The 20,571-nt window shown below is 59.4% G+C and carries 17 protein-coding genes; 8 read left to right on the forward strand and 9 right to left on the reverse strand.

Annotated features, from left to right (window positions below; all coding sequences use genetic code 11):
• Positions 1 to 113: 113 nt before the first annotated feature.
• From MRBLRC7O_RS01470 to ubiA, 4 genes are all read left to right on the forward strand, one after another.
• Complete coding sequence (locus MRBLRC7O_RS01470; RefSeq protein WP_080866528.1) at positions 114 to 2,438, forward strand: Tex family protein; 2,325 nt, start codon at positions 114 to 116, stop codon at positions 2,436 to 2,438.
• 168 nt (positions 2,439 to 2,606) lie between these two features.
• Positions 2,607 to 3,863 (forward strand): cyclopropane fatty acid synthase, encoded by a 1,257-nt coding sequence (locus MRBLRC7O_RS01475; protein ID WP_060722936.1) that lies wholly within the window; start codon positions 2,607 to 2,609, stop codon positions 3,861 to 3,863.
• A 229-nt stretch (positions 3,864 to 4,092) separates the two neighbouring features.
• On the forward strand, positions 4,093 to 4,890 hold the full coding sequence (locus tag MRBLRC7O_RS01480) for a MipA/OmpV family protein (RefSeq protein WP_080866529.1): 798 nt from the start codon (positions 4,093 to 4,095) through the stop codon (positions 4,888 to 4,890).
• 268 nt (positions 4,891 to 5,158) lie between these two features.
• On the forward strand, positions 5,159 to 6,112 hold the full coding sequence (ubiA, locus tag MRBLRC7O_RS01485; protein ID WP_080865853.1) for a 4-hydroxybenzoate octaprenyltransferase: 954 nt from the start codon (positions 5,159 to 5,161) through the stop codon (positions 6,110 to 6,112).
• 77 nt (positions 6,113 to 6,189) lie between these two features.
• Here ubiA and MRBLRC7O_RS01490 read toward each other — a convergent pair whose 3' ends face one another.
• Positions 6,190 to 6,756: a DUF6101 family protein gene (locus MRBLRC7O_RS01490; RefSeq protein ID WP_003503226.1), complete on the reverse strand. Its 567-nt coding sequence runs from the start codon at positions 6,754 to 6,756 to the stop codon at positions 6,190 to 6,192.
• A 368-nt stretch (positions 6,757 to 7,124) separates the two neighbouring features.
• Here MRBLRC7O_RS01490 and MRBLRC7O_RS01495 point away from each other — a divergent pair, with 368 nt between their 5' ends.
• On the forward strand, positions 7,125 to 9,563 hold the full coding sequence (locus tag MRBLRC7O_RS01495) for a DUF1217 domain-containing protein (RefSeq protein WP_060722938.1): 2,439 nt from the start codon (positions 7,125 to 7,127) through the stop codon (positions 9,561 to 9,563).
• Between the two features lie 53 nt (positions 9,564 to 9,616).
• On the opposite strand, the gene MRBLRC7O_RS01500 is transcribed toward MRBLRC7O_RS01495, so the two are convergent.
• Positions 9,617 to 10,567, reverse strand: coding sequence for a LysR substrate-binding domain-containing protein (locus tag MRBLRC7O_RS01500; RefSeq protein WP_020010502.1), 951 nt, complete (start codon positions 10,565 to 10,567; stop codon positions 9,617 to 9,619).
• Between the two features lie 203 nt (positions 10,568 to 10,770).
• Here MRBLRC7O_RS01500 and MRBLRC7O_RS01505 point away from each other — a divergent pair, with 203 nt between their 5' ends.
• Positions 10,771 to 11,064, forward strand: coding sequence for a YjiS-like domain-containing protein (locus MRBLRC7O_RS01505; RefSeq protein WP_035212551.1), 294 nt, complete (start codon positions 10,771 to 10,773; stop codon positions 11,062 to 11,064).
• 164 nt (positions 11,065 to 11,228) lie between these two features.
• On the opposite strand, the gene MRBLRC7O_RS01510 is transcribed toward MRBLRC7O_RS01505, so the two are convergent.
• The 7 genes from MRBLRC7O_RS01510 to MRBLRC7O_RS01540 form a co-directional block, all read right to left on the reverse strand.
• Positions 11,229 to 12,602 carry a glutamate--cysteine ligase gene (locus MRBLRC7O_RS01510; RefSeq protein ID WP_080865855.1) on the reverse strand — a complete coding sequence of 458 codons (1,374 nt, stop codon included), beginning with the start codon at positions 12,600 to 12,602 and terminating at the stop codon, positions 11,229 to 11,231.
• Between the two features lie 118 nt (positions 12,603 to 12,720).
• Positions 12,721 to 13,458 (reverse strand): 16S rRNA (uracil(1498)-N(3))-methyltransferase, encoded by a 738-nt coding sequence (locus MRBLRC7O_RS01515; RefSeq protein ID WP_003503215.1) that lies wholly within the window; start codon positions 13,456 to 13,458, stop codon positions 12,721 to 12,723.
• A 14-nt stretch (positions 13,459 to 13,472) separates the two neighbouring features.
• Complete coding sequence (locus MRBLRC7O_RS01520) at positions 13,473 to 14,981, reverse strand: inorganic phosphate transporter (protein ID WP_060726040.1); 1,509 nt, start codon at positions 14,979 to 14,981, stop codon at positions 13,473 to 13,475.
• Between the two features lie 161 nt (positions 14,982 to 15,142).
• Positions 15,143 to 15,583, reverse strand: a complete 441-nt coding sequence (locus MRBLRC7O_RS01525; RefSeq protein ID WP_035212549.1) for an NUDIX hydrolase — start codon at positions 15,581 to 15,583, stop codon at positions 15,143 to 15,145.
• 299 nt (positions 15,584 to 15,882) lie between these two features.
• The gene (locus MRBLRC7O_RS01530) at positions 15,883 to 16,629 is read right to left on the reverse strand and encodes an HAD family hydrolase (protein ID WP_080865864.1); all 747 of its coding nucleotides are present in this window, start codon (positions 16,627 to 16,629) and stop codon (positions 15,883 to 15,885) included.
• Positions 16,626 to 17,972, reverse strand: coding sequence for a glycosyltransferase family 4 protein (locus MRBLRC7O_RS01535; protein ID WP_162690853.1), 1,347 nt, complete (start codon positions 17,970 to 17,972; stop codon positions 16,626 to 16,628). The genes MRBLRC7O_RS01530 and MRBLRC7O_RS01535 overlap by 4 nt, the downstream gene beginning before the upstream one ends.
• Positions 17,973 to 18,075: 103 nt before the next feature.
• Positions 18,076 to 18,849: a FadR/GntR family transcriptional regulator gene (locus MRBLRC7O_RS01540; protein WP_060722944.1), complete on the reverse strand. Its 774-nt coding sequence runs from the start codon at positions 18,847 to 18,849 to the stop codon at positions 18,076 to 18,078.
• A 36-nt stretch (positions 18,850 to 18,885) separates the two neighbouring features.
• Between MRBLRC7O_RS01540 and MRBLRC7O_RS01545 the strand changes: the two genes are divergently transcribed.
• A complete protein-coding gene (locus MRBLRC7O_RS01545) occupies positions 18,886 to 19,155 on the forward strand; it encodes a hypothetical protein (protein ID WP_080865866.1) in 270 nt (89 codons plus the stop codon).
• Complete coding sequence (locus tag MRBLRC7O_RS01550) at positions 19,142 to 20,416, forward strand: DUF3422 family protein (protein ID WP_003503204.1); 1,275 nt, start codon at positions 19,142 to 19,144, stop codon at positions 20,414 to 20,416. Before MRBLRC7O_RS01545 ends, MRBLRC7O_RS01550 begins: the two co-directional genes overlap by 14 nt.
• The last annotated feature ends 155 nt before the right edge of the window (positions 20,417 to 20,571 follow it).

The raw sequence follows: 20,571 nt of genomic DNA on the forward strand, positions 1-20,571 counted from the left end.
TGCCCGTCTTTCCCTTGAAGTCAGCCTTTCCTGTGGAATCGTTCCCGCCTCTTGTTGTCACGCCACAATCAGACATTATGTTCGCCGCTCCAGATGTGACATCAGAGAACCTCATGACCGCAGATAATGCCCGCCTCACCACGCTCATCGCCTCCGAAATCAACGCCCGCCCCGATCAGGTGAAGGCGGCGGTGGCCTTGCTGGACGAGGGCGCGACCGTTCCCTTCATCGCCCGTTACCGCAAGGAAGTGACCGGAGGACTTGATGATACCCAGCTGCGCACGCTTTCGGAACGTCTCGTCTATCTGCGCGAACTCAATGCGCGCCGCGCCTCCATCGTCGATTCCATCACCGGTCAGGGCAAGATGACCGACGAGCTGATGGTCAAGATCATGCAGGCCGGGACCAAGGCGGAGCTGGAAGACCTCTATCTGCCTTACAAGCCGAAACGCCGCACCCGAGCGGAAATCGCCCGCGAACGTGGTCTCGGCCCGCTTGCCGAAGCGATCTGGGAAAACCGCGCTGCCGATCCGGCGAAATTGGCGGAAGCTTATGTGCAGGGCGAGGTGGCCGATGTGAAGGCGGCGCTTGAGGGCGCGCGCGACATCGTGGCTGAAACCATGACGGAAAATGCCGATCTGCTAGGCCGCCTGCGTGATTACATGCGCCAGAACGCCACCTTCCGCGCCAAGGTCGTGGACGGCAAACAGGCGACGGGCGAAAAATTCTCCGATTATTTCGATCATTTCGAGCGCTGGGCGACGGTGCCCGGCCACCGCGCGCTGGCCATGCTGCGCGGCTGGAACGAAGAAATCCTAACGCTGACGATTGATGTCGATGCGGATGATCCCTCACCGGTGAAACCCGCGCAGCGCTCCATCGCCGCCGCCTTCGATATCCGCAATGCGGGGCCTGCCGATCAATGGCTGATGGAGGTCGCTGGCTGGACCTGGCGGGTGAAGCTTTCCATGTCGCTGTCGCTTGATCTGATGCGCGAGTTGCGCGAGCGGGCGGAAGAGGAGGCGATCAATGTCTTCGCCCGCAATCTGAAGGATCTGCTGCTTGCAGCCCCCGCCGGCTCCCGCGCCACCATGGGGCTTGATCCCGGCATCCGTACCGGCGTGAAGGTCGCGATCGTGGATGGCACCGGCAAGCTCCTGGACACCAGCACGGTCTATCCCTTCCCGCCGAAGAATGACGTGCGCGGTACGCAGGCGGAACTCGCTTTGCTCATTCGCAAACACAATGTCGAGTTGATTGCCATCGGCAACGGCACGGGCAGCCGCGAGACGGAAAAGCTGGTGGCCGATCTTTTGGCGCAGATGCCGGCTTCCGCTTCCGGCGCAAAGCCCACCAAGGTCATCGTCTCGGAAGCGGGCGCATCCGTTTATTCCGCTTCGGAGCGGGCGGCAGCGGAGTTCCCCAATCTCGACGTTTCGTTGCGCGGCGCCGTCTCCATTGCCCGCCGTCTTCAGGATCCGCTGGCGGAACTGGTGAAGATCGAACCGAAATCCATCGGTGTCGGCCAGTACCAGCATGATGTCGATCAGGGCCGTCTCAGCCGCTCACTCGATGCTGTGGTGGAAGATGCGGTGAACGCCGTCGGCGTCGATCTCAACACGGCCTCGTCGCCGCTTCTGGCGCGGGTCTCCGGTCTCGGCAGCTCGATTGCCGATGCCATCGTCGCCCATCGTGACCAGACCGGGCCGTTTGCCAGCCGCAAGGAATTGCTGAAGGTGCCGCGCCTCGGCCAGCGCACCTTCGAGCAATGCGCGGGCTTCCTGCGCATCCCGAACGGCAAGGAGCCGCTGGATGCTTCCTCGGTTCACCCGGAGGCCTATGGCGTGGCGAAAAAGATCGTTGCCGCCTGCGGCCGCGATCTGCGTTCGCTGATGGGCGACAGCGCCGCGCTGAAGGCGCTTGATCCGAAGACGTTCATCGACGAGCAATTCGGTCTGCCGACCGTAAAAGACATCATCGCCGAACTGGAAAAGCCCGGCCGCGACCCGCGCCCGAGCTTCAAGACCGCGACCTTTGCCGAGGGTGTGGACGAGATCACCGATCTGAAACCGGGCATGCTGCTCGAAGGCACCGTCACCAATGTCGCTGCGTTTGGCGCTTTCGTTGACATTGGCGTGCATCAGGACGGGCTTGTGCATGTGTCGCAGCTTGCCGATCGTTTCGTGAAGGACCCGCATGAGGTCGTCAAGGCGGGCGACGTCGTCAAGGTGCGAGTCGTGGAAGTGGATGTGAAGCGCAAGCGCATCGGCCTCACCATGCGTAAGGATGGCGGTGAGGCAGCTCCGAAGCCGGTGCGTGAAAAGGGCAATGCCAGCGCCATGCGCCACGCGACATCAAAACCGAAAGATCGCAACGAGGGGTCGCAAACCGGTGGTGCGCTTGCCGCCGCGCTGGCTGAAGCCATGAAGCGGCGCTGACCCTGGGTTGAAATGATTTTTTACCAAAAAGCCTCGCCGTATACCCCGGCGGGGCTTTTTCCTTGATGAAATCGTTCAATTTTTTTGAAATAAGACTATCTTGAAACTTGTGCCGAAAGGAATACGGTCTGCAAAATTGATAAGTGAGACTTAGCAATTGGGGGTGCCATGGCGTCGTCTCTGCATGTTCTTCTCGAAAAGATAATCAAGATCGGTGATCTCACCGTCAACAGCCCGGGCGGCAGCCGCACTTTCGGCAACGGCACGGGAAAAAAGGTGGTTCTGAACTTCACCGATGAAGCCGCCATGCAGGAGATAGCCGCCGATCCGGCGCTGAAGCTCGCTGAAATGTACATGGAGGGCCGGGCGAAGGTCGCAGAAGGCGACATCTACGATTTCCTCGCACTGGTCAAAGGCAACACGCTGAGCGAGGCGCTGTCCTTCGGCATGGTCTGGCGCGGCATGGCGCGCATCATCGCCGCCCGCATCAAGATGCATCTGCCGGTCAATCACAACAAGAGCAATGTCGCCCATCATTATGACCTGAGCGCCAAGCTGTTCGATCTCTTCCTTGATGAGGACTGGCAATATTCCTGCGCCTATTTCAATCCGCCCGGCATCAGCCTTTATGAGGCGCAGGTCGCCAAGAAACGGCATATAGCGGCCAAGCTGATGACCGAGCCGGGCCAGAGCGTGCTGGAAATCGGCTCCGGCTGGGGCGGCATGGCGATGTATATCGCCGAAAGCGCCGGTGCCGACGTGACCGGCATCACGCTCAGCGAGGAACAGCTGCGCGTTTCCCGCGACCGAGCGGCAAAACGCGGGCTTGCCGGTAATGTCCGCTTCGAATTGCAGGATTACCGCTATCTGCCGGCCTCGAAGAAATATGACCGCATCGTTTCCGTCGGCATGTTCGAACATGTCGGGCCGACGCATTATCGCGATTATTTCGACAAGGTGGCGGAGGTGCTGGACGACAGGGGCGTGATGGTGCTGCATTCCATCGGCCAGCCCAGCCCTGCACTGGCGACCAATCCCTTCATCGAAAAATATATTTTCCCCGGTGGGTACATACCCTCGCTTGCCGAGGTGCTGCCGTCGATCCAGAAATCCGGGCTGCTGGTGAAGGATATCGAAATCCTGCCCATGCATTATGCGCATACGCTCAGGCATTGGCGTGAGCGTTTCGTGGCGCGCAAGGCGGAAGCGATAGCGCTTTACGACGAACGTTTCTTCCGCATGTGGGAATTTTATCTGGCGGGGTCGGAAATGGCCTTTACCCACGAAAATTTCCATATCTTCCAGATCCAGCTCGCCAAGGACCGCGATGCCGTTCCGCATAATCGCGACTACATTGCGCAGAACGAGGCGAAGCTGCTGGAGTTCGAGAAGACCCGTGCGCCACTCGAGAAGGTGACGTTCTAAGGTGTTTCTCCGTCATGCCGGACCTGATCCGGCATCCAGCCAGCCCAGGTCCTTGGGCTGAAAAGAGTCCTCCCGCCGCGCAGACGCGCGTCGGCTGGATTCCGGCTCAGGGCCGGAATGATGGGGAAGTAGCCGCCGGTTTGCTTTCCCGCTCTGGTTAATGAAATGGAAAGACAATCCCTCTAATTCTACGGGCACCTTGTCTGTATTGCGTTTCTGGGGTTCTTTCATGTTCAAGCCATCAGCGGCCGCCGCCTGTGTCCTGTCGCTTTTTGCCGTGGGTAATGCCCATGCGGAAGGCTGGTTTTCGGGCGACTGGTATCTGAAGCTCGGTGGTGCGGGTTTCACCGCGCCGAAATATCAGGGCGACAACAAGAATGAATTCGGCTTTTCGCCCATCATTTCGCTCGGCCGCCAGGGGCAGGGCGCACGTTTTACCTCGCGCAACGACAGCGCCTCGATTTCGCTTCTGGACAATGGCCCGATCAGCATGGGTCTGGCCGGCAAGCTGGTTTCCCCACGTGACGAGGGCGATTCCGCCGATCTCAAGGGCATGACCCGCATCAAGCGCGGCGGCGAGCTTGGTGGTTTCGCCGAGGCTTATCCGACCGACTGGCTGCGCGTTCGCGGCGAAGTCCGTCAGGGTATCCGCAGCCATAGCGGCGTGGTCGGCGATGTTGCCGTCGATGCCTTCACCGATATCGCCCCCGGTATCCAGATTTCCGCCGGCCCGCGCGCCACGTGGGTGAGCAGCAAGTACAATGAGCGTTATTACGGCGTCAGTGCCGCACAGACGGCCGCCGGTGCGCCATCGCCCTATAGCCCGGGCGGCGGCCTGCATTCCGCCGGCATCGGCGCCGCCATCACCTGGAAGGTCACCGAGAACGCCGAAGTCGGGTCGTTTGCGGAATATCGCCGCCTGACCGGTGATGCCGCCGATAGCTCGCTGGTGCGCGAGCGCGGCTCGAAAAACCAGTTCATCATCGGTGTTCAGGCAAGCTATAAATTCAATTTTTCGCTGCCCTGAGACAAGAAACCGAATGTCTGAGGTTGATGGCCCGCAGGAAACCGTTGCGGGCCTTGATGTTTCTGCCAATCCGCGTTCGACGTCATCCTCGGGCTTAACCCGAGGATCCATTGATTTCAACGGGTTGTGGATTCTCGGGTCAAGCCCGAGGATGACGTCGGTGAGGTTTTCGCTTTGCCGGTGGCATGTTGCAATCCGCCAAGAACCGCGCATCTTTGCACTTTGAAATCCATTCCGATTTTCCCGCCGATGCTGTAGAACCATCCCTATGGTTCACCACAGCGATTTGTCAGACCGCGTTTCCGACGCGCCATCCAACAACTGGGTCTATCGGATTTTGCCGAGGTCCCTCTGGCCCTATGCGCAGCTTGCACGATGGGATCGCCCCATCGGCTGGCAATTGTTGATGTGGCCGTGTTTCTGGTCCGCGGCCCTTGCGGCCAATGTGGCGGTGGCAAGCGGCGGCTTTTCCTGGGCGACACTGATCTGGCATCTGGCGTTGTTCTTCATCGGGTCGGTGGCGATGCGTGGTGCGGGCTGCACCTATAATGATCTGGCCGACCACAAGATCGACATGGCCGTGGCGCGCACCCGTTCGCGGCCGCTGCCTTCCGGCCGCGTGAGCCGGATGCAGGCCAAGGTCTTCATCGTCCTGCAGGCGCTTGCCGGGCTCGTCGTGCTTTTGCAGTTCAACAGTTTCGCAATCGCGACCGGCATATTCTCGCTGGTCTTCGTGGCGATCTATCCCTTCGCCAAGCGCTTCACCAATTGGCCGCAATTTTTCCTCGGCCTTGCCTTTTCCTGGGGCGCGCTGATGGGCTGGGCGGGACAGTTCGGATCGCTCGCCTGGCCGGCTGTCCTGCTTTATGTCGGCTCCATCGCCTGGACGATCGGTTATGATACAATCTACGCCCATCAGGACAAGGAAGATGACACCGCGGTGGGCATCGGTTCGACCGCCCTGCTGTTTGGCGAGAACACACATCGCTGGCTGGTTTTCCTTTATGGCACAGCCCTTGCCATGATGTTCCTGTCGTTCTGGATGGCGGACGTTAACATCATTGCCTATAGCGGCCTTGCCGCTGCCGCGCTCATGCTGTTCCGCCAGGTCTGGGTGCTCGATATCGATGACGTGGACCAGTGCCTCGTGCTGTTCAAATCCAACAACCGCGTCGGCGTGCTGATTTTCGCAGGCCTGATCCTGCCGCTCCTGCTGGCGTAAGCCGTGAAAATACGGAATGGAAAAAGCCCGGCCGCGTCATCCGCGCCGGGCTTTTTGATTTGTCTGGCTGAAGATTATCAGCTGCGGGCGATGATTTCCTTGCCCTCGATCTTCATGCTCATGCCGAGCGAACCGGTGGAGCGGCGAACGAGGAAGCGGGGACGGCGTTCCGCGAAATAGGAATGGCGGCGGCGCGGACGGGTATTCTGGGTGCGCACCTTGCCGAGATGTTCTTCCAGCGGACGGGCAACGCCATCGGCTTCCACCATCAGCATGGGAATACGGTAGGCTTCAGACCAGCTGCGCCAGTCGGCGGCGATATCGCAGAGATCGTGAGCGACGAGAAGCGGAACGCAGAGATCCGGATCGTCATGGTGCAGTTCCAGGGTCACCGTCACCTGTCCGTCGCCATGGTCGATGGCGCGGGCGGCAACACCCTTGAAAGCGCGGGCAGGCAGGGCGAAGGACAGAGGCAGGCCGGAAGAGGACAGAACCTTTCGCAGAACGGCGCCCCGTTCATCGAGAGTGACGGCGACATCGGTCGCGCCATTGCCTTTTCCATAGGTGACCTGTTGCGGAAAACGTGCCGGGTCGAGTCTGAGAGTGGCGACGGCCCAGTCGGGCTTCAGAACGGTCTTGGTCATGTTTATTCTACCCTTGTTTTACCTGAGAGCCGGTTTCCGGTCTTCTCATCGGGACTTTTCGTCCTCTGATGTCGGGAGAATATCCGCCGCATGTTCGAGACTGCTTAAAAATCGCGGTTAAGAAAACTTTGCATTCCCAAATGGTTAGCAAAACACACTGTGGCATGGTTTCGCTTAGGTAAAGCAGATCGAGACAATGCGGTTTTTATCCCGATCGGAATTGTGCTCTTTCAAGCTACGGGCAAGGCGCGTCATGCATAGTCACGCCAAGGCTTGCCGTGCGTCCGGATGGGCGCGCGATGGGTGGTTCAAAACCGGAGCTTTTGGTGTCCCCCGAGGGGATGCGCTGTGCTCCAGGGGGCATACGGATGGTATCGACTTATCTCAGCTACGACCTCATCAACCGCGATATGAAGGCAAGCATCTCGCGCGTGTCGCAGCAGGGGCTCGTGGAGCGGCAGACGAAATATTACAAGGAAAACATCGGCAATGTGAAAAGCGTCGATGAATTCCTCGATAACTACCAGCTTTATTCCTATGCCATGGATGCCTTCGGTCTGGGCGAGATGACCTATGCCAAGGCCTTCATGAAAAAGGTGCTCGACAGCGACCTGAACGACCAGAACAGCTTCGCCAACAAGCTGACCGACGAGCGTTATCGGGAATTCGCCGCCGCCTTTAATTTCAGCTCTTCGACAAAGACCGTGCAGACAGACGCACAGCTCGACAAGATGATCGGGCTTTATGATACGTCGATCACCAATCTGAACAGCAGCCTTGCGGAAGAGACACGTTATTACAAGGCAATCATCGGCACGGTGACGAATGCCGACCAGCTGCTGCGCAACGACCGCACCCGCGCCTATATCTTCCAGGTCTTCGGCGTCGATGAGAAGACCTATTCCTATGCCCATATCAAGGGATTGATGACGAGCGACGTCAACGATCCCAATAGCTACATCAACCAGAAATACGGCGCGGCCTATAATGACGCGGTCGAAAAACTGACGATGAAGGGTAATATCGAACTGCATGCGCAGGTCACCACCCGGATTACGGCCATCGATACCGAACTTGCGGGCACGGGTCTGACAAACGAAGAGCGCACGAAGCTCGAGGCGGAAAAGGTGACCCGCCAGGACCAGCTGACCCAGCTTGAGGCCGTTTTGCCACCGAAGGATGAGTGGGAGGCGAAGCTTGCGGCGATCAAGGCGGAACAGACGACGCTGTCGAACACCGTCACCCAATATAACAAGATGGCGCAGATCGCTAACGCCTTCGAGTTCAAGAATGACGGCACGGTAACTGCTGGCGGGGCACAGACGGCGGACAATCTGAAAGCCATCACGGACTCCTATATCGGCAGCGCAGCGCGTGTGACGCCGACCGTCGCGACGCTGAACCGCGATTACTTCGAATCGAAGATTGGTTCCATCACGACAGTAGAGGAACTGATGTCGGATGCGCGGCTTGTCAATTACATCAGAACGGCCTTCGACCTGAACGACCTGACCATCGTGCCGGCAACGATCAAGAACATCCTCACAAGCGATCTCAGCGATCCGAACAATTACATCGCGACCATGGGCAAGAACGACAAGCGTTACCTCGCCCTGAAAAACGCGTTCAATTTCCTGCCCGACGGTACGCTCGCGGCCGGCACGACGCCGCAGACGACGACACAGACCGCGACGACCACCAGCGGTTACATGACCCATTACAATGATGCGGACGAGGCCGCTGACGCAAAGGCGCTCACGCTGTTCAAGAGCAGCATTGGCAAGGTCACAAGCGTCAATGATTTCCTCGGAACCAATGCGGTCTATACCTATGCGCTGAAGGCTGTCGGCCTCGATCCCGCCAAGGTGAACATCTCCGATATCCAGAGGGTGCTGACCAGCGACCTGCAGGACAAGAAGAGCTACGTTTATACGCTGAAGGATGATCGGTATGTGAAGCTTGCCGAACTCTTCAACTTCACCAAGGACGGTTCGGTCGGTGCACCCATTCTCGCGCAGTCGGAAATCGAGCTGCAGACCATGTCGGCCGACTACATCAAGAAGAAATCGGCTTTCGGTACAGCTAAGGACAAGGAGGCCGCCACGGCCGAGGCGAAATATTTCTCGGGCGAAATGCAGAAGATCAAGACGCTCAGTGAATTCCTGGCCAATGACCGCCTGACCAAATTCGCGATGGAATCGCTCGGCATTGACCCCACGAGCGTGACGAAAGAACAGCTGCAGAAGATATTCACGTCAAATCTTGATGACAAGGACAGCTACGTCAACAAGGAGATGGATCCGGTCTTCCGCCGCCTCGTCACCGCCTTCAATTTCGACACGGACGGCAAGCTCCTTCATGAAGACCGCAGCCTGATCCAGACCCGGCGCGGACTTTATGAAACGCTCGACAATTATCTGACCCAGACGCTGGAAACGCAGGCGGGCGAAGAAAACGCCGGCGTGCGACTGGCGCTCTATTTCAAGCGCATGGCGGCCGGGACGACATCCTATTATTCGATCCTTGCCGATACCGCGATCCAGAACTTCATCAAGACTACCTTTGGCATTCCCGATGAACTCGGTAATGCCGGCGTCGATACCCAGGTGGCGATGATGAAGAAATATTTCGACATCAAGGATTTTCAGGACCCGGATAAGGTCAAGAAGCTGATCGCCCGTTTCACCATCATGTACGACAATCAGCAGAACGTCGCCGATCCCATCATGACCCTGTTCAATGGCAGCGGCTCGGTGGGTATCAGCGGCGATACGTTGCTGGCGGTCGCGACGCTACGGGCACGATAGCTCGAAAAGAGGAAGGCCGGACATGTCCGGCCTTTGCCATACCCACTATCCCCTCACCACCCCGGCAGCATATGCCCGGCGCGCAGGCGCGGCATCTTGGGGTAGGTCTTCACATCATTGTCCATCTCGTCGGCAACGCTCATCGGCGAGATATTGTCGAGGCAGGCGGTGATGTGGTCGGTAATGGCATTCACCAGCGAAGGCGAGAGACCGGGGCGTTTCATCAGGCCGATCTGCACCGGCGGCAGCGGCGGGAAACCATCGGCGGCGGTCAGAACCTTCATGCCGGTGCGCAGCGCCGATTCCGGCAGTACCGAGACGGCCATGCCCGCCAGCACGGCGGCGGCGACCACGGTGGAAGACCAGCTGGTAAACAGTACCTGATAATCCCGCCCATCGGCATCGAGGGCCGAACAGGCGAGCTGACGCCAGTGGCAGTCGCGCCGGCCCACGGCGAGCGGCACCGGCGCGTCATCCTTCAGCGGATGGTTGGCGGAGGCCACCCAGCAGAGCGGTTCAGTGCGCACCACATCCGAAGAGCGCGCGCGTGGATTATGGGTGACGAGGGCAATATCCAGTTCCCCGCGCGCCATTTTTTCGGCCAGGCTGACCGAGGGTTCGCAGACGATATAGAGCTCGACATTGGGGTGAGTCTTGGCAAAACGCCCGATGATCTCAGGCATGTAGCGGTCGGCATAGTCATCAGGTGTGCCGATGCGCAGCGTCCCTTCCAGCCTGTTGTCGTCGAAGGCGGCGATTGCCTCGTTATTAAGGCGGATGATGCGGCGGGCGTAATTCATCAGCTTTTCGCCCTCCGCCGTCAGGCGGTTGCCGCGCCCGTCCTTGGCGAAAAGCTGTTTGCCGATGCGTTCCTCAAGCCGGCGCATCTGCATGGAGACGGCGGATTGCGTCTTGAAGACGCGATCTGCGGCCTTGGTGAAGCTGCCCGTATCAACGATGGCGATGAAGGTGTGCAGCTGGTCTATGTCGAGAGGTGCGGACATGGATGGTCATCCATCAGAATGATTGATGTCTCACATTAGAAACATTCGTTGGACTGATCAATAGTCTTGCGACATTTTGACACCAAGCAAATCAATATCAACCCCGGGCCGACGAGATGTCGAGCCCTTAACCCGAGGCAGCTTCTCGCGCGTGGTGCGCCGGGAGCGGTGCCGCATCGTGCCGTTACGGAAGGATAAGTGTCATGCGCACGGCAGAACGGAGAATGGAACTGGAACTCGCAACCGGCAGGGAAAGCGATGCGCTTCGTCGCCTCGTTGTCGGTGTTGCTTCGACCGTGAAAACCTTTCTGCAGCGCATCTATAACCGTATCTGCGCCAATGAGCTGACGGAACTCGACGACCGCCTGCTTGCGGATGTCGGTCTGGTGCGATCGGATGTGACGAATGCGCTCAATACCGGCCTTTTCGAGGACCCGACCGCCCATCTGACCCGGGCCGCACAGCTACGCTCGGTCACGCGGTTTGAGGCGCTCTAAGTTTTGTTCGCGCAACTCCGGCAGACCTCCAGCTGCCGGAACTGCTCCGAGCTGAAAAGTTTTCCCCGCAGGGTGATTTGCCAATAGCCCTGCCTTTGCCCGGTGTCAGGCCCCTCGGCCGCGCCGGGCTTTTTTAATGGCGGTGCAGCTTTAGTGCCAATGCCTCAATATTGATATTCCTCGAAGACCGGCAGCACCGAACCGCCCCAGCGGCCATTATAAAGCGCAAGCAGGTCTTCGGCGAGGGTGGTCTTCTTGGCCAGAACCTCATCCAGCGAGGACAGGAACACGGTCTCATCCTGGCCTTCGCCATTCAGGCGTTTGCGGTTTTTCAGGCCGGTGCGGGAAATGTCGAGCACCTCACGGGCGATGCCGAGGAGTGGCTTGCCGGCGATCTCTGCGGCCAGACCCTTAGCCGGTACGGCGTCGCGTAGCGCAATGACCTCATCGAAACTCCAGCCGGCCGTCAGTGCATCGGCAGCATCAAGCGCTTCCTGATCATAGAGAAGTCCGACCCAGAACGCCGGCAGGGCGCAGATGCGCCTCCACGGGCCGCCATCCGCACCGCGCATTTCGAGGAAGCGCTTCAGGCGCACATCCGGGAACAGGGTGGAAAGATGGTTCGTCCAGTCGCCCATTGTCGGCTGCCACTCGGCGATTTCGCCCTTTAGCGCGCCATTCATGAACTGACGGAAGGTGACATGGGTGCAATCGTGATATTTGCCGTCGCGCACGATGAAATACATCGGCACATCAAGCGCCCATTCCACATAGTCCTTGAAGCCGAAGTCATCTTTGAAGGTGAAGGGCAGCACGCCCGAGCGGCGATTGTCGGTGTCGCGCCAGATATCGCCGCGCCAGGAGAGCAGACCGTTCGGCTTGCCTTCGGTGAAGGGCGAAGAGGCAAAGAGCGCGGTTGCCAGCGACTGCAGCTTCATGGAAACACGCATCTTCTGGCGCATGTCAGCTTCGGAGGAGAAATCGAGATTAACCTGAATGGTGCAGGTGCGGTACATCATGTCGAGACCCTTGGTCCCGACCTTCGGCATATAGCGCGTCATAATCGCGTAACGCGATTTCGGCATATGCGGGGTTTCGTCATAGCTCCACAACGGGCTGCCGCCGATGCCGAGGAAACGAATGCCCATCGGCTCGGCCACTTCGCGCACGGTCGCCAGATGCTGGTTGGATTCCTTGCAGGTCTGATGCAGGTTCTCGAGCGGCGCGCCTGACAGTTCGAACTGGCCGCCCGGCTCGATGGAGATGGCCCCCATGCCGTGCTGTTCGCCAAGGCCGATGATGTTCTCGCCGTCCATGATCGGCTCCCAGCCGAGCTTTTCCTGCATGCCCTTCAAAAGGGCCGAAATGCTGGCTTCGCCGAAATAGGGAACGGGACTGTTATCCTTGCGGAAAAAGGCGAATTTTTCGTGTTCGGTGCCGATGCGGAAATCGGCTTCAGCTTTGCAACCGCCTGCCAGATAATCTGTAAGCTCCGTGACGGAGGAGAGGGGTGTCTGGTCGGTCGTGTCGCGTGCCATGGCTTACCTTGTTATGACGTCTCTGTTGCGGCGAGGCATATGATTGGCAGATAGGGCCGGATCGTATCCGGAGGCAAATGAATTTCTTTTAAAGATGCATGAAGCGCAATGGTGCCTCTCAGTTCCAGTCGCCGATAACAGCCTGAATGACTGCAAGTGCGGCGACGGCGGCCGTGTCGGCCCTCAGGATTCGCGGCCCGAGCGGAATGGGGGTAACGAAGGAAAGGCCGCGCAGAAGCTCCCGCTCCTCTTCGGAAAATCCGCCTTCCGGGCCGACCAGCAGGGCAATTTTGCGTTCCGTGACGGATTGCAGGATCGGCAACGGATTTTGCCCCGCATCGCCTTCGTCGCAATAGATGATGCGCCGGTCGTGAGGCCAGGACTCGAGCATGTCCTTCAGTTTCACAGGTTCGGCCACGTCGGGCAGGGACAGTATGCCGCACTGCTCGGCGGCCTCGATGGCGTTGGCGCGCAGTTTTTCGGTGTTGTGAATCTTGCCCTGGACGTGCTGCGTCATCACCGGCTGCAACAGGCCGGCGCCCATTTCCACCGCCTTCTGCACCACATAATCCATGCGCCCGACTTTCAGCGGTGCGAAAAGATAATGCAGGTCAGGTGCATCCGGCTGCGGACGTGTCTGCTCGAGGGGTACGAGAATGATCTTCTTGCGGCTCGGAAAGGAAAGTCTCGTTTTCCATTCGCCGTCACGCCCGTTGAACAGCAGGATTTCCGCGCCGTCGGTCATGCGTAGCACATTGGCGAGATAGTTGAACTGTTCGGTTGTTGCCTCCTGCGCGACGCCTTCGGCAAGATTGGCTTCGATGTACAGGCGTTGCATCCGGAAATTAGCGCGCATGGGATTTTTCGGTTTCAGAGAAAGAGGAAGGACATGAGCCAATAGAGCAGCGCCGCAAGCGTTGCACTTAAGGGAACGGTGACCAGCCAGGCGGCGATGATCGTCATGAAGTGGGAGCGCCGGACAAGATAACGGCGGCGCACCTCGGAGGGATTGTCGGCATATTTTTGGGCGCGGCGGATTGTCTGGCCGGCTCCCGCCTGAACGAGCTCCTGCCGCCGCCGTGACGATTGCGTATACCATTCACGGAAGAAGCCAACGCCGAACACCGCGCCGATGGCGGTGTGGGTGGTGCTGACCGGCAGGCCGAAGCGCGATGCAACGAGGACAGTGAGCGCCGTGGCCACGGAAACGCAAAACGCGCGCATCGGATTGAGCTTGGTGATCTGTTCACCGACGAGGCGGATGAGGCGCGGGCCATAAAGAAGAATACCGCAGGAAAGCCCGAAGGCGCCGACCAGCATCACCCACAGCGGTGCGCGGGCGGAGGTGCTCACCGCCTCATCATGCAGGGCGCGCACGATGGCCACGACAGGGCCGATGGCGTTCGAAACGTCATTTGCCCCATGCGCGAAGGACATCAAGGCGGCGGCGAGAACGAGCGGCCATTGGAACAGGATTCGAAGCGACTGGTTGCGGTTCTCCAGCCCTTCCGATTGTTTGTGGATGATCGGCACACAAAGCCGCCACGCCACAAGCCCGGTCACCAGCCCTATGAGGCTGGCATGGCCAAGCGACACATGCATGAGCTGCCGCAATCCGACCCAGATGAGATAGGCCATGAAGACGCCCGCCATCAGGCCGATGAGAACCGGAACCCACAGCCGGGCCGAGCCGATCTTGTCCTCGCGGTAAATGATGAATTCCTTGATGAAAGCAAGGATGGCGACGGCGATGAAGGCGCTGATGAAGGGTGCGAGTACCCATGCGAAGGCGATGCTGCCGAGCGAAAGCCAGTCGACCGCTTTCGCCCCATAGGCGGCCATTCCGGCGCCCGCAACCCCGCCGACCACCGTATGGGTGGTGGAGATCGGCGCTCTTGTCCAGGTCGAGATATTGACGAGAAGGCCGGCGGCGAGAAGCGCCGACAGCATCGCCCAGGAAAAGGCGGTCCTGTCGGGGATGGTCTCGACGTTGATGATGCCGCTGGAAATGGTCTCCACGACATTGCCGCCGGTGATCAATGCCCCGGCAATCTCGCAGATGGCGGCGACGATGAGCGCAACGGCAAGCGGCATGGCCTTGGCGCCGACCGCCGGGCCGACATTGTTCGTCACGTCGTTCGCGCCGATATTGATGGCCATATAGGCGCCGATGGCGACGGCGGCGATGATGATGACGGCACCCGCGGTGCCCGTGACGAAAGCGCCTGCGAAGACAGCCGCGAGAACAACGAACATGAACCCCGCGCCAAGGCCGGCAAGCTGCTGCGTGACGTGCAGCGTCGCCTCCTCGACACGGGTGAACTTGTCGAGATCCTTGTCGAGCGTCGGCTTCATGTTTGATGGCGGCTTCGTTGCCATTCACACCTCGTTTGCCAGCATTCCCTTTCGTCCGGCAGCGTCGCAGGTTGAAGGCAATTTACAGAAAGACTGTTACATCTCGCACATCTTTCCAAAAGGAAAGACGATAAAAGCCATGTTGGAAAAACAAACTGCACATTGCCACATCAGGGGCGGGCGCGCTATTTCGAATGCGCCATCCGCTTGTCGAAAGCGAGCATAAGCGCCTTCAGTTCCGGCTCGTTGACGCGCTTGCCGGCTTCTTGCGGACTGACCCATTCCAAACGTCTCGATTCCTTCTCGGGAAAGCTTTCCTGCATTTCCGAAACTTCGAGCAGATGCACCTGCACCCTGCATGGCACGTTGACGCCGCTGTTCAGCTTTTTCTCGTAGTCGTAATAACCGAAGGGCGCCTTTTCCACCGTGCCTTTGACACCGGCTTCCTCATAGGCTTCCTGCTCGGCCACCGCATGGGCCTTCTTGTTGGCCATCGGCCAGCCCTTGGGAATGACCCATCGGCCCGTATCCCTGCTGGTCAGCAGCAAGACTTCCGGCCCCGGATTTTTTTTCGACAATCGATAGCACAGCGCCGCATATTGCTGTCGCGGCGGTCTGCGCAACATCAAGCCAACATCTGTCGCCAATCGATTCAAAATCTTCAATCCGAATAAATCCTCTTTGCCGGGTAGTGATAATTGCTAATATAGAGATGCCGCAGATTCCGCCAATCCCCCTTTACCCATAACCCACTACTGTCTTCATGCTGATGAAGCCTTTGGGCGCAGGGGATGTGGTAGATTTGCGAACAAAGTTCTGACCGGGCGGTTCCCCGCGGCCGGACAGCCGATGCGGTAATACTCTCTCTGCCTGCCTTCAAGCCATTCAGAATGCAAAGCCGCTATGAATTGTGGCCGGGGCTGCTTTAATCAGGGGTTATACCCCAGTGCCGGAGGCCCTCGACCACACCGTCCGCTTCTCTCGCAGCCGCGTGAAAAAAGCGTGTTTCCTGATGTGCCAGCGAGACAAGCTCCGGCAGGGCATTGCCGACGATCACGCCGCGAATATTCTTCAACTCGAACATCGCCCGATCATTGCCAGTATCGCCCGCAACCACTGATTCGTCGAGGCCGATGCGTAATTGTCCACATAACCATGTGAGCGCTGCGCCCTTGTCCGCGGCTTTCGGCAAGATGTCGAGGTCGCGATCGCTGGAGTAGACGAGACGGGCGTCGATATCAGCCGCTACAAGCGCTGCTTCGATCTCCCCGAGCGTGGCGTCATCGGCGTCATGCAGGAACCAGCTCGATTTCAAGCCGTGCTGGTAACGCTCCTCCTGCATCGTCACACCGGGAATTCCGGCCATGACCTCGGCAATCTTCCGCGGGTCGAAACCGGTGCCGAGGGACTGTGTGTAGGCGCTTTCCAGTTCGCTTCGCTTTTTGGCGTGCAGCATCGTGCCGACGCCGCCGATGATGTAGTCCGGCTGCGGCAGCGGCACCTCTTCCAGGAGGGCGAGCTGGTCGTCGATCAGCCTGCCGCTGTTGAAAACGAGGAGGGGACGCTTTGCCTCCGGCAATGAGTGCCAGAAATCGCGAAACCGCCGCGTGGCGTCATTGTCGCCGACAACGGTTCCGTCGAGATCGGTGGAAAAAAGACGAAGCGGTTTCAATCGCCGTCATTCCATGGTTCGGCCCAGTCGGCTTCTTCCAGAACCGGCATCATGGTCCTGCCTTCCACAAGGGCGAGCAACTGCTGGGCAATGCCGGTCCAGGTGAACAGGCTGCGCGCCTTGTGTGCCCCCATGCGGGAAAGCCGCCCGTAAAGCCGCTCGTGCTTGAACGGCTTCATCATGGTGATGCCGAGGTCTTCCTTGTCGAAAGGGTCGGCAAACAGCGCGTGGCGGCCATAGCTCACGGCCCGGAACAACCCGCCATGGATGGTGACGACGGTTGGCGTGCCGCTCGCCATCGCCTCGATCGCGGTCATGCCGAACGGCTCGTAGCGGCTGGAAAGCACGAAAAGATCGGCAGCGCGATAGATATCCGGCAGGTCCTCGTCCGCGACATAGCCGGAAAAGGCCACCTTGTTTTCCAGACCGAGCGCTTTCACCCGCTCCTTCAGCTGGTTGAGGATCGTGGTTTCCTGTTCGTCCATATTCTCACCGCCAACGGCGAGATGCAGACGGGCTTCCGGTTCGCGCTCCGCAAGAACGGAGAAGCCGTCTATCAGCAGATCATAACCCTTGTTGGTGGCAAGCCGCCCAAGGGCCAGAACCGTCTTTCCCTCGAAGCCGAAACGCTGCCGGATCATCTGCCGCGTCGCATCCGAAACCGGGAAGAAACGGTTGTCGTCATAACCCGGCGGGATCATGTGGATATGCTTGCGTTTTTGCCCGTAATCCTCAATCAGCACGTCGAGCTGTACCGGAGTGGTTGCGATCACCATGTCGCAGCTTCGATAGATGATCAGTTCGTGCTGGATGCGCTCCCTGAAGTTGAACTCCAGTTCGAACGTGTCGGCCTTTTCCGGATAGTCCGTCTCCATCTGGCGCTTCTTCCAGATGCCAAGCGAATGCGGCGTGTGCAGATGCGGGATTTTGAGCGCTTCGGAGAGCCTCTGGCCTGCCACGCCGGCGTCCCAGTAATGGCTGTTGATGAAAGAATAATTCAGGTCGTTCTTCTTGATGAAACGCAGCGCGTTTTCGCACCATTCCATCAGGTGCCGGTGCAGATATTCCTTGGGAATGAAATCGCGTCCGCCGCAGGGAATGCGCACCACACGGACGCGCTCGTCAACCTCGTCGAATTCCGGCTGGTCTTCGAAGCGGCGGGTATAAAGATCGACGGTGTAACCGAGCTGGCCGAGTTTGCGTGCAAGCTCAAGCACATAAACCACCTGTCCCCCGGTATCGGCCGCGCCCAGTGGCGGATGCGCGGCGACATAGCCATGCGTCGATATGAGAGCTATCCGCGGATAGCGTTCAGTTTCGCTCGTGGTTGTCATGGGTCCCATCTTGGTAAATTTTTCCAATTAACCCGATAAAAAGACCGAAGAGCACAAAAGGTTCCATCAAAAACCGAATAAAATGGATGGCGCATTTCACCAGACGGTGTTTTCAGCCGCTGCGCTGCTGCTGTCGCAAACGGGAAATCCGGTCCCATTCCCGCGCCTGATGGGCCTTGGAGGTTGTCTCCACGATGAAGTCGATATGGGCTTCCGCCGCCGCCCTCGCTGCTGCCGGATTGCCGGCGGCGATGGCATCGTGGATGGCGATATGTTGCCTCAACACCTCGTCATGGGCGCCCGCGACGGTGAAGATGAGATGGCGATTATAGAAGATGTCGTCGCTCAGAAGCTTGTAGCAGGAGCGCAGCGTGTGCATCAGCACGATATTATGCGCTGCCTCGCCGATGGCATTGTGAAATTCCACATCGCCTGACAGTTCCTCTTCGAAGCGGCCCGCCTCATGCGCCTCACGCATTCGGTCGACGATGGCGGCAAGGTTGCGCCTGTCCGGTTCCGTCGCCCGCTGTGCGGCAAGTTCGGCGGTCATGCCTTCGATATAACGGCGATATTCGAGGAAATCCCGCGTCGCCCGGCTGTGGCGGGTAATCAGTGCGCTCAACGGGTCTGAAAAGACCGCGCCGACGATATCGGCGACATAGGTGCCGCCGCCATGCCTGCTCACGAGAAGGCCGCGGGTCTCAAGCTCTTTCAGTGCTTCCCGCAGGATCGGGCGCGAGACATCGAGCTTCTGCGCCAGTTCCCGTTCGCCCGGCAGCCGGTCGCCATCCCGCAAGATGCCGTCGAGGATCAGTTCCTCGAACCGCAGCACGACCTCCTGCGATGTGCGGCTGTGCTCGATGCGCGCAAAAAGCGTTTCGTCCATCGCAGAAGTCTCCGGCGAGATGCCGCCCCGTATTTGATGCCGGGCAAAGTACCAGCGAAGCGTCGCACTGGTCAAATATTCTATCCAGTTCTCCGCCTGGCCGTGTCATGCCTGCGGCAACACGGCATCTGCCTTTTGAAACTGGCTTTTGTTAAAGCAGCAGCTGGACAGGGTGATGATGGCGGATTTTTCCGCCAGATGGATCAAAACAATTACATCGGCTTCGATTGCGGTGTTTTCATTGTGATCGATGGCTTAGAAATCCGGGACAAGAAGCGGGGACGATATCGCAATGGCCAAGGGTAGATTTGCATTCGCAAGCGCGCCGGAAAGGTCGCTGGCTCTGGGTGAGGTGCATGCGCGGCCGACCGTGCTGCTTGCCCCATCGCGCATCATCATCCAGCTCGCCTTCATGATGGATGGCGGCTCGGCCGTGCATCACTCGGTCATCGCGGAAATGTCGCGCAGCCGTGGTGTCGCACCACCGGAACGAGATGCCCGCCACCATGCAATGCCCTGGGGGCAGGGGACGCTTCGCTGGGAGCGGCATACCGAGTTCTCGACCTGGTTCTGGGATGGCCCCGCACCGGAAAAATTTGGCGGCGAAATCGCGGGCGATCCCTTCGGCGACGGCTTTTCGCCACCCGGCTCGCTAATCTCGGGCGTGCGGCTGGAAATCCGTCCTGAGAACGGTGTCACCTCCCAGGCGGAAGCGATGTTCGAACCGACCAGCCTCTGTCACAGCGATGTGCGCGACGGGCAGGCCGCTATCCTCACCGATTTCCGCCAGGATCGCGATGGGCTGACGCAGATATTGGTGATCGACCGGGGCCTCACCGATTACAGCCGCGGCGCGCTGGTGCAGCGGCTGCTGGATATCGAGACCTACCGCACGCTCGCCATGCTGGGCCTGCCGATGGCGCAGACGCTGTCGCCGGAAATCCGCCGCATCGAGGATGGTCTGACCGGCATCACCCAGCGCATGAAAAACGGTGCGCGCGACGAGGCCGATGCGCTGCTGGCGGAGATGACCCGGCTTGCGGCGGAACTCGAAGCCAATGCCGCGCTCAGCCTCTATCGTTTCGGCGCCAGCCGCGCCTATGACGGCATCGTGCGCGAACGCATCCGGGCGCTGGCGGAAACGCCGGTGCAGGGCCATGAGACCATGGGCAGCTTTCTGGAACGGCGCATGGCGCCCGCCATGCGCACCTGCCAGTCGGTGGAGGAGCGGCAGGCCAACCTGTCGCGCAAGCTCTATCGCGCCACGGCTCTGGTTCGAAGCTGGATCGATGTGGAACTGGAGCGGCAGAACACGGTGTTGCTCAACACCATGAACAAGCGCGCCGCCATGCAGCTTCGCCTGCAGCAGACGGTCGAAGGCCTCTCGGTCGCTGCCATCTCCTATTATGTCGTCGGCCTCATCGGTTATCTCACCAAGGCGATCAGCCATGATGTGCTTCCGGTTGATCCGGCCGTGGTCACCGGTATCTCCGTTCCCTTCGCCGTGCTTGGCGTGTGGTGGGTCGTGCGCCGCATCCGCCGGTCCCATGCAGAGGGCGGGCATTAAGGGGCAACCCAGTCTCCCTCATTACTGTGCCCGTCACAGGAATCCAGCCAACGCGCGTCTGCGCGGCGGAGAGAATCCTTTCAGCCCAAGGACTTGGGCTGGGTGGATCCCTGTGACGAGCACAGGCGTGAGGGAGGAGAGGTGGTGCTGATACG

The sequence above is a fragment of the Agrobacterium radiobacter genome (assembly GCF_040801995.1).
GTDB lineage: Bacteria > Pseudomonadota > Alphaproteobacteria > Rhizobiales > Rhizobiaceae > Agrobacterium > Agrobacterium radiobacter.

What these genes read in the sequence shown, in the direction of transcription:
- MRBLRC7O_RS01470 (WP_080866528.1), top strand. Translation starts at nt 114, where the DNA reads ATGACCGCAGATAATGCCCGCCTCACCACGCTCATCGCCTCCGAAATC.
- MRBLRC7O_RS01475 (WP_060722936.1), top strand. Translation starts at nt 2,607, where the DNA reads ATGGCGTCGTCTCTGCATGTTCTTCTCGAAAAGATAATCAAGATCGGT.
- MRBLRC7O_RS01480 (WP_080866529.1), top strand. Translation starts at nt 4,093, where the DNA reads ATGTTCAAGCCATCAGCGGCCGCCGCCTGTGTCCTGTCGCTTTTTGCC.
- ubiA (WP_080865853.1), top strand. Translation starts at nt 5,159, where the DNA reads ATGGTTCACCACAGCGATTTGTCAGACCGCGTTTCCGACGCGCCATCC.
- MRBLRC7O_RS01490 (WP_003503226.1), bottom strand. Translation starts at nt 6,756, where the DNA reads ATGACCAAGACCGTTCTGAAGCCCGACTGGGCCGTCGCCACTCTCAGA.
- MRBLRC7O_RS01495 (WP_060722938.1), top strand. Translation starts at nt 7,125, where the DNA reads ATGGTATCGACTTATCTCAGCTACGACCTCATCAACCGCGATATGAAG.
- MRBLRC7O_RS01500 (WP_020010502.1), bottom strand. Translation starts at nt 10,567, where the DNA reads ATGTCCGCACCTCTCGACATAGACCAGCTGCACACCTTCATCGCCATC.
- MRBLRC7O_RS01505 (WP_035212551.1), top strand. Translation starts at nt 10,771, where the DNA reads ATGCGCACGGCAGAACGGAGAATGGAACTGGAACTCGCAACCGGCAGG.
- MRBLRC7O_RS01510 (WP_080865855.1), bottom strand. Translation starts at nt 12,602, where the DNA reads ATGGCACGCGACACGACCGACCAGACACCCCTCTCCTCCGTCACGGAG.
- MRBLRC7O_RS01515 (WP_003503215.1), bottom strand. Translation starts at nt 13,458, where the DNA reads ATGCGCGCTAATTTCCGGATGCAACGCCTGTACATCGAAGCCAATCTT.
- MRBLRC7O_RS01520 (WP_060726040.1), bottom strand. Translation starts at nt 14,981, where the DNA reads ATGGCAACGAAGCCGCCATCAAACATGAAGCCGACGCTCGACAAGGAT.
- MRBLRC7O_RS01525 (WP_035212549.1), bottom strand. Translation starts at nt 15,583, where the DNA reads ATGTTGCGCAGACCGCCGCGACAGCAATATGCGGCGCTGTGCTATCGA.
- MRBLRC7O_RS01535 (WP_162690853.1), bottom strand. Translation starts at nt 17,972, where the DNA reads ATGGGACCCATGACAACCACGAGCGAAACTGAACGCTATCCGCGGATA.
- MRBLRC7O_RS01540 (WP_060722944.1), bottom strand. Translation starts at nt 18,849, where the DNA reads ATGGACGAAACGCTTTTTGCGCGCATCGAGCACAGCCGCACATCGCAG.
- MRBLRC7O_RS01545 (WP_080865866.1), top strand. Translation starts at nt 18,886, where the DNA reads ATGCCGGGCAAAGTACCAGCGAAGCGTCGCACTGGTCAAATATTCTAT.
- MRBLRC7O_RS01550 (WP_003503204.1), top strand. Translation starts at nt 19,142, where the DNA reads ATGGCCAAGGGTAGATTTGCATTCGCAAGCGCGCCGGAAAGGTCGCTG.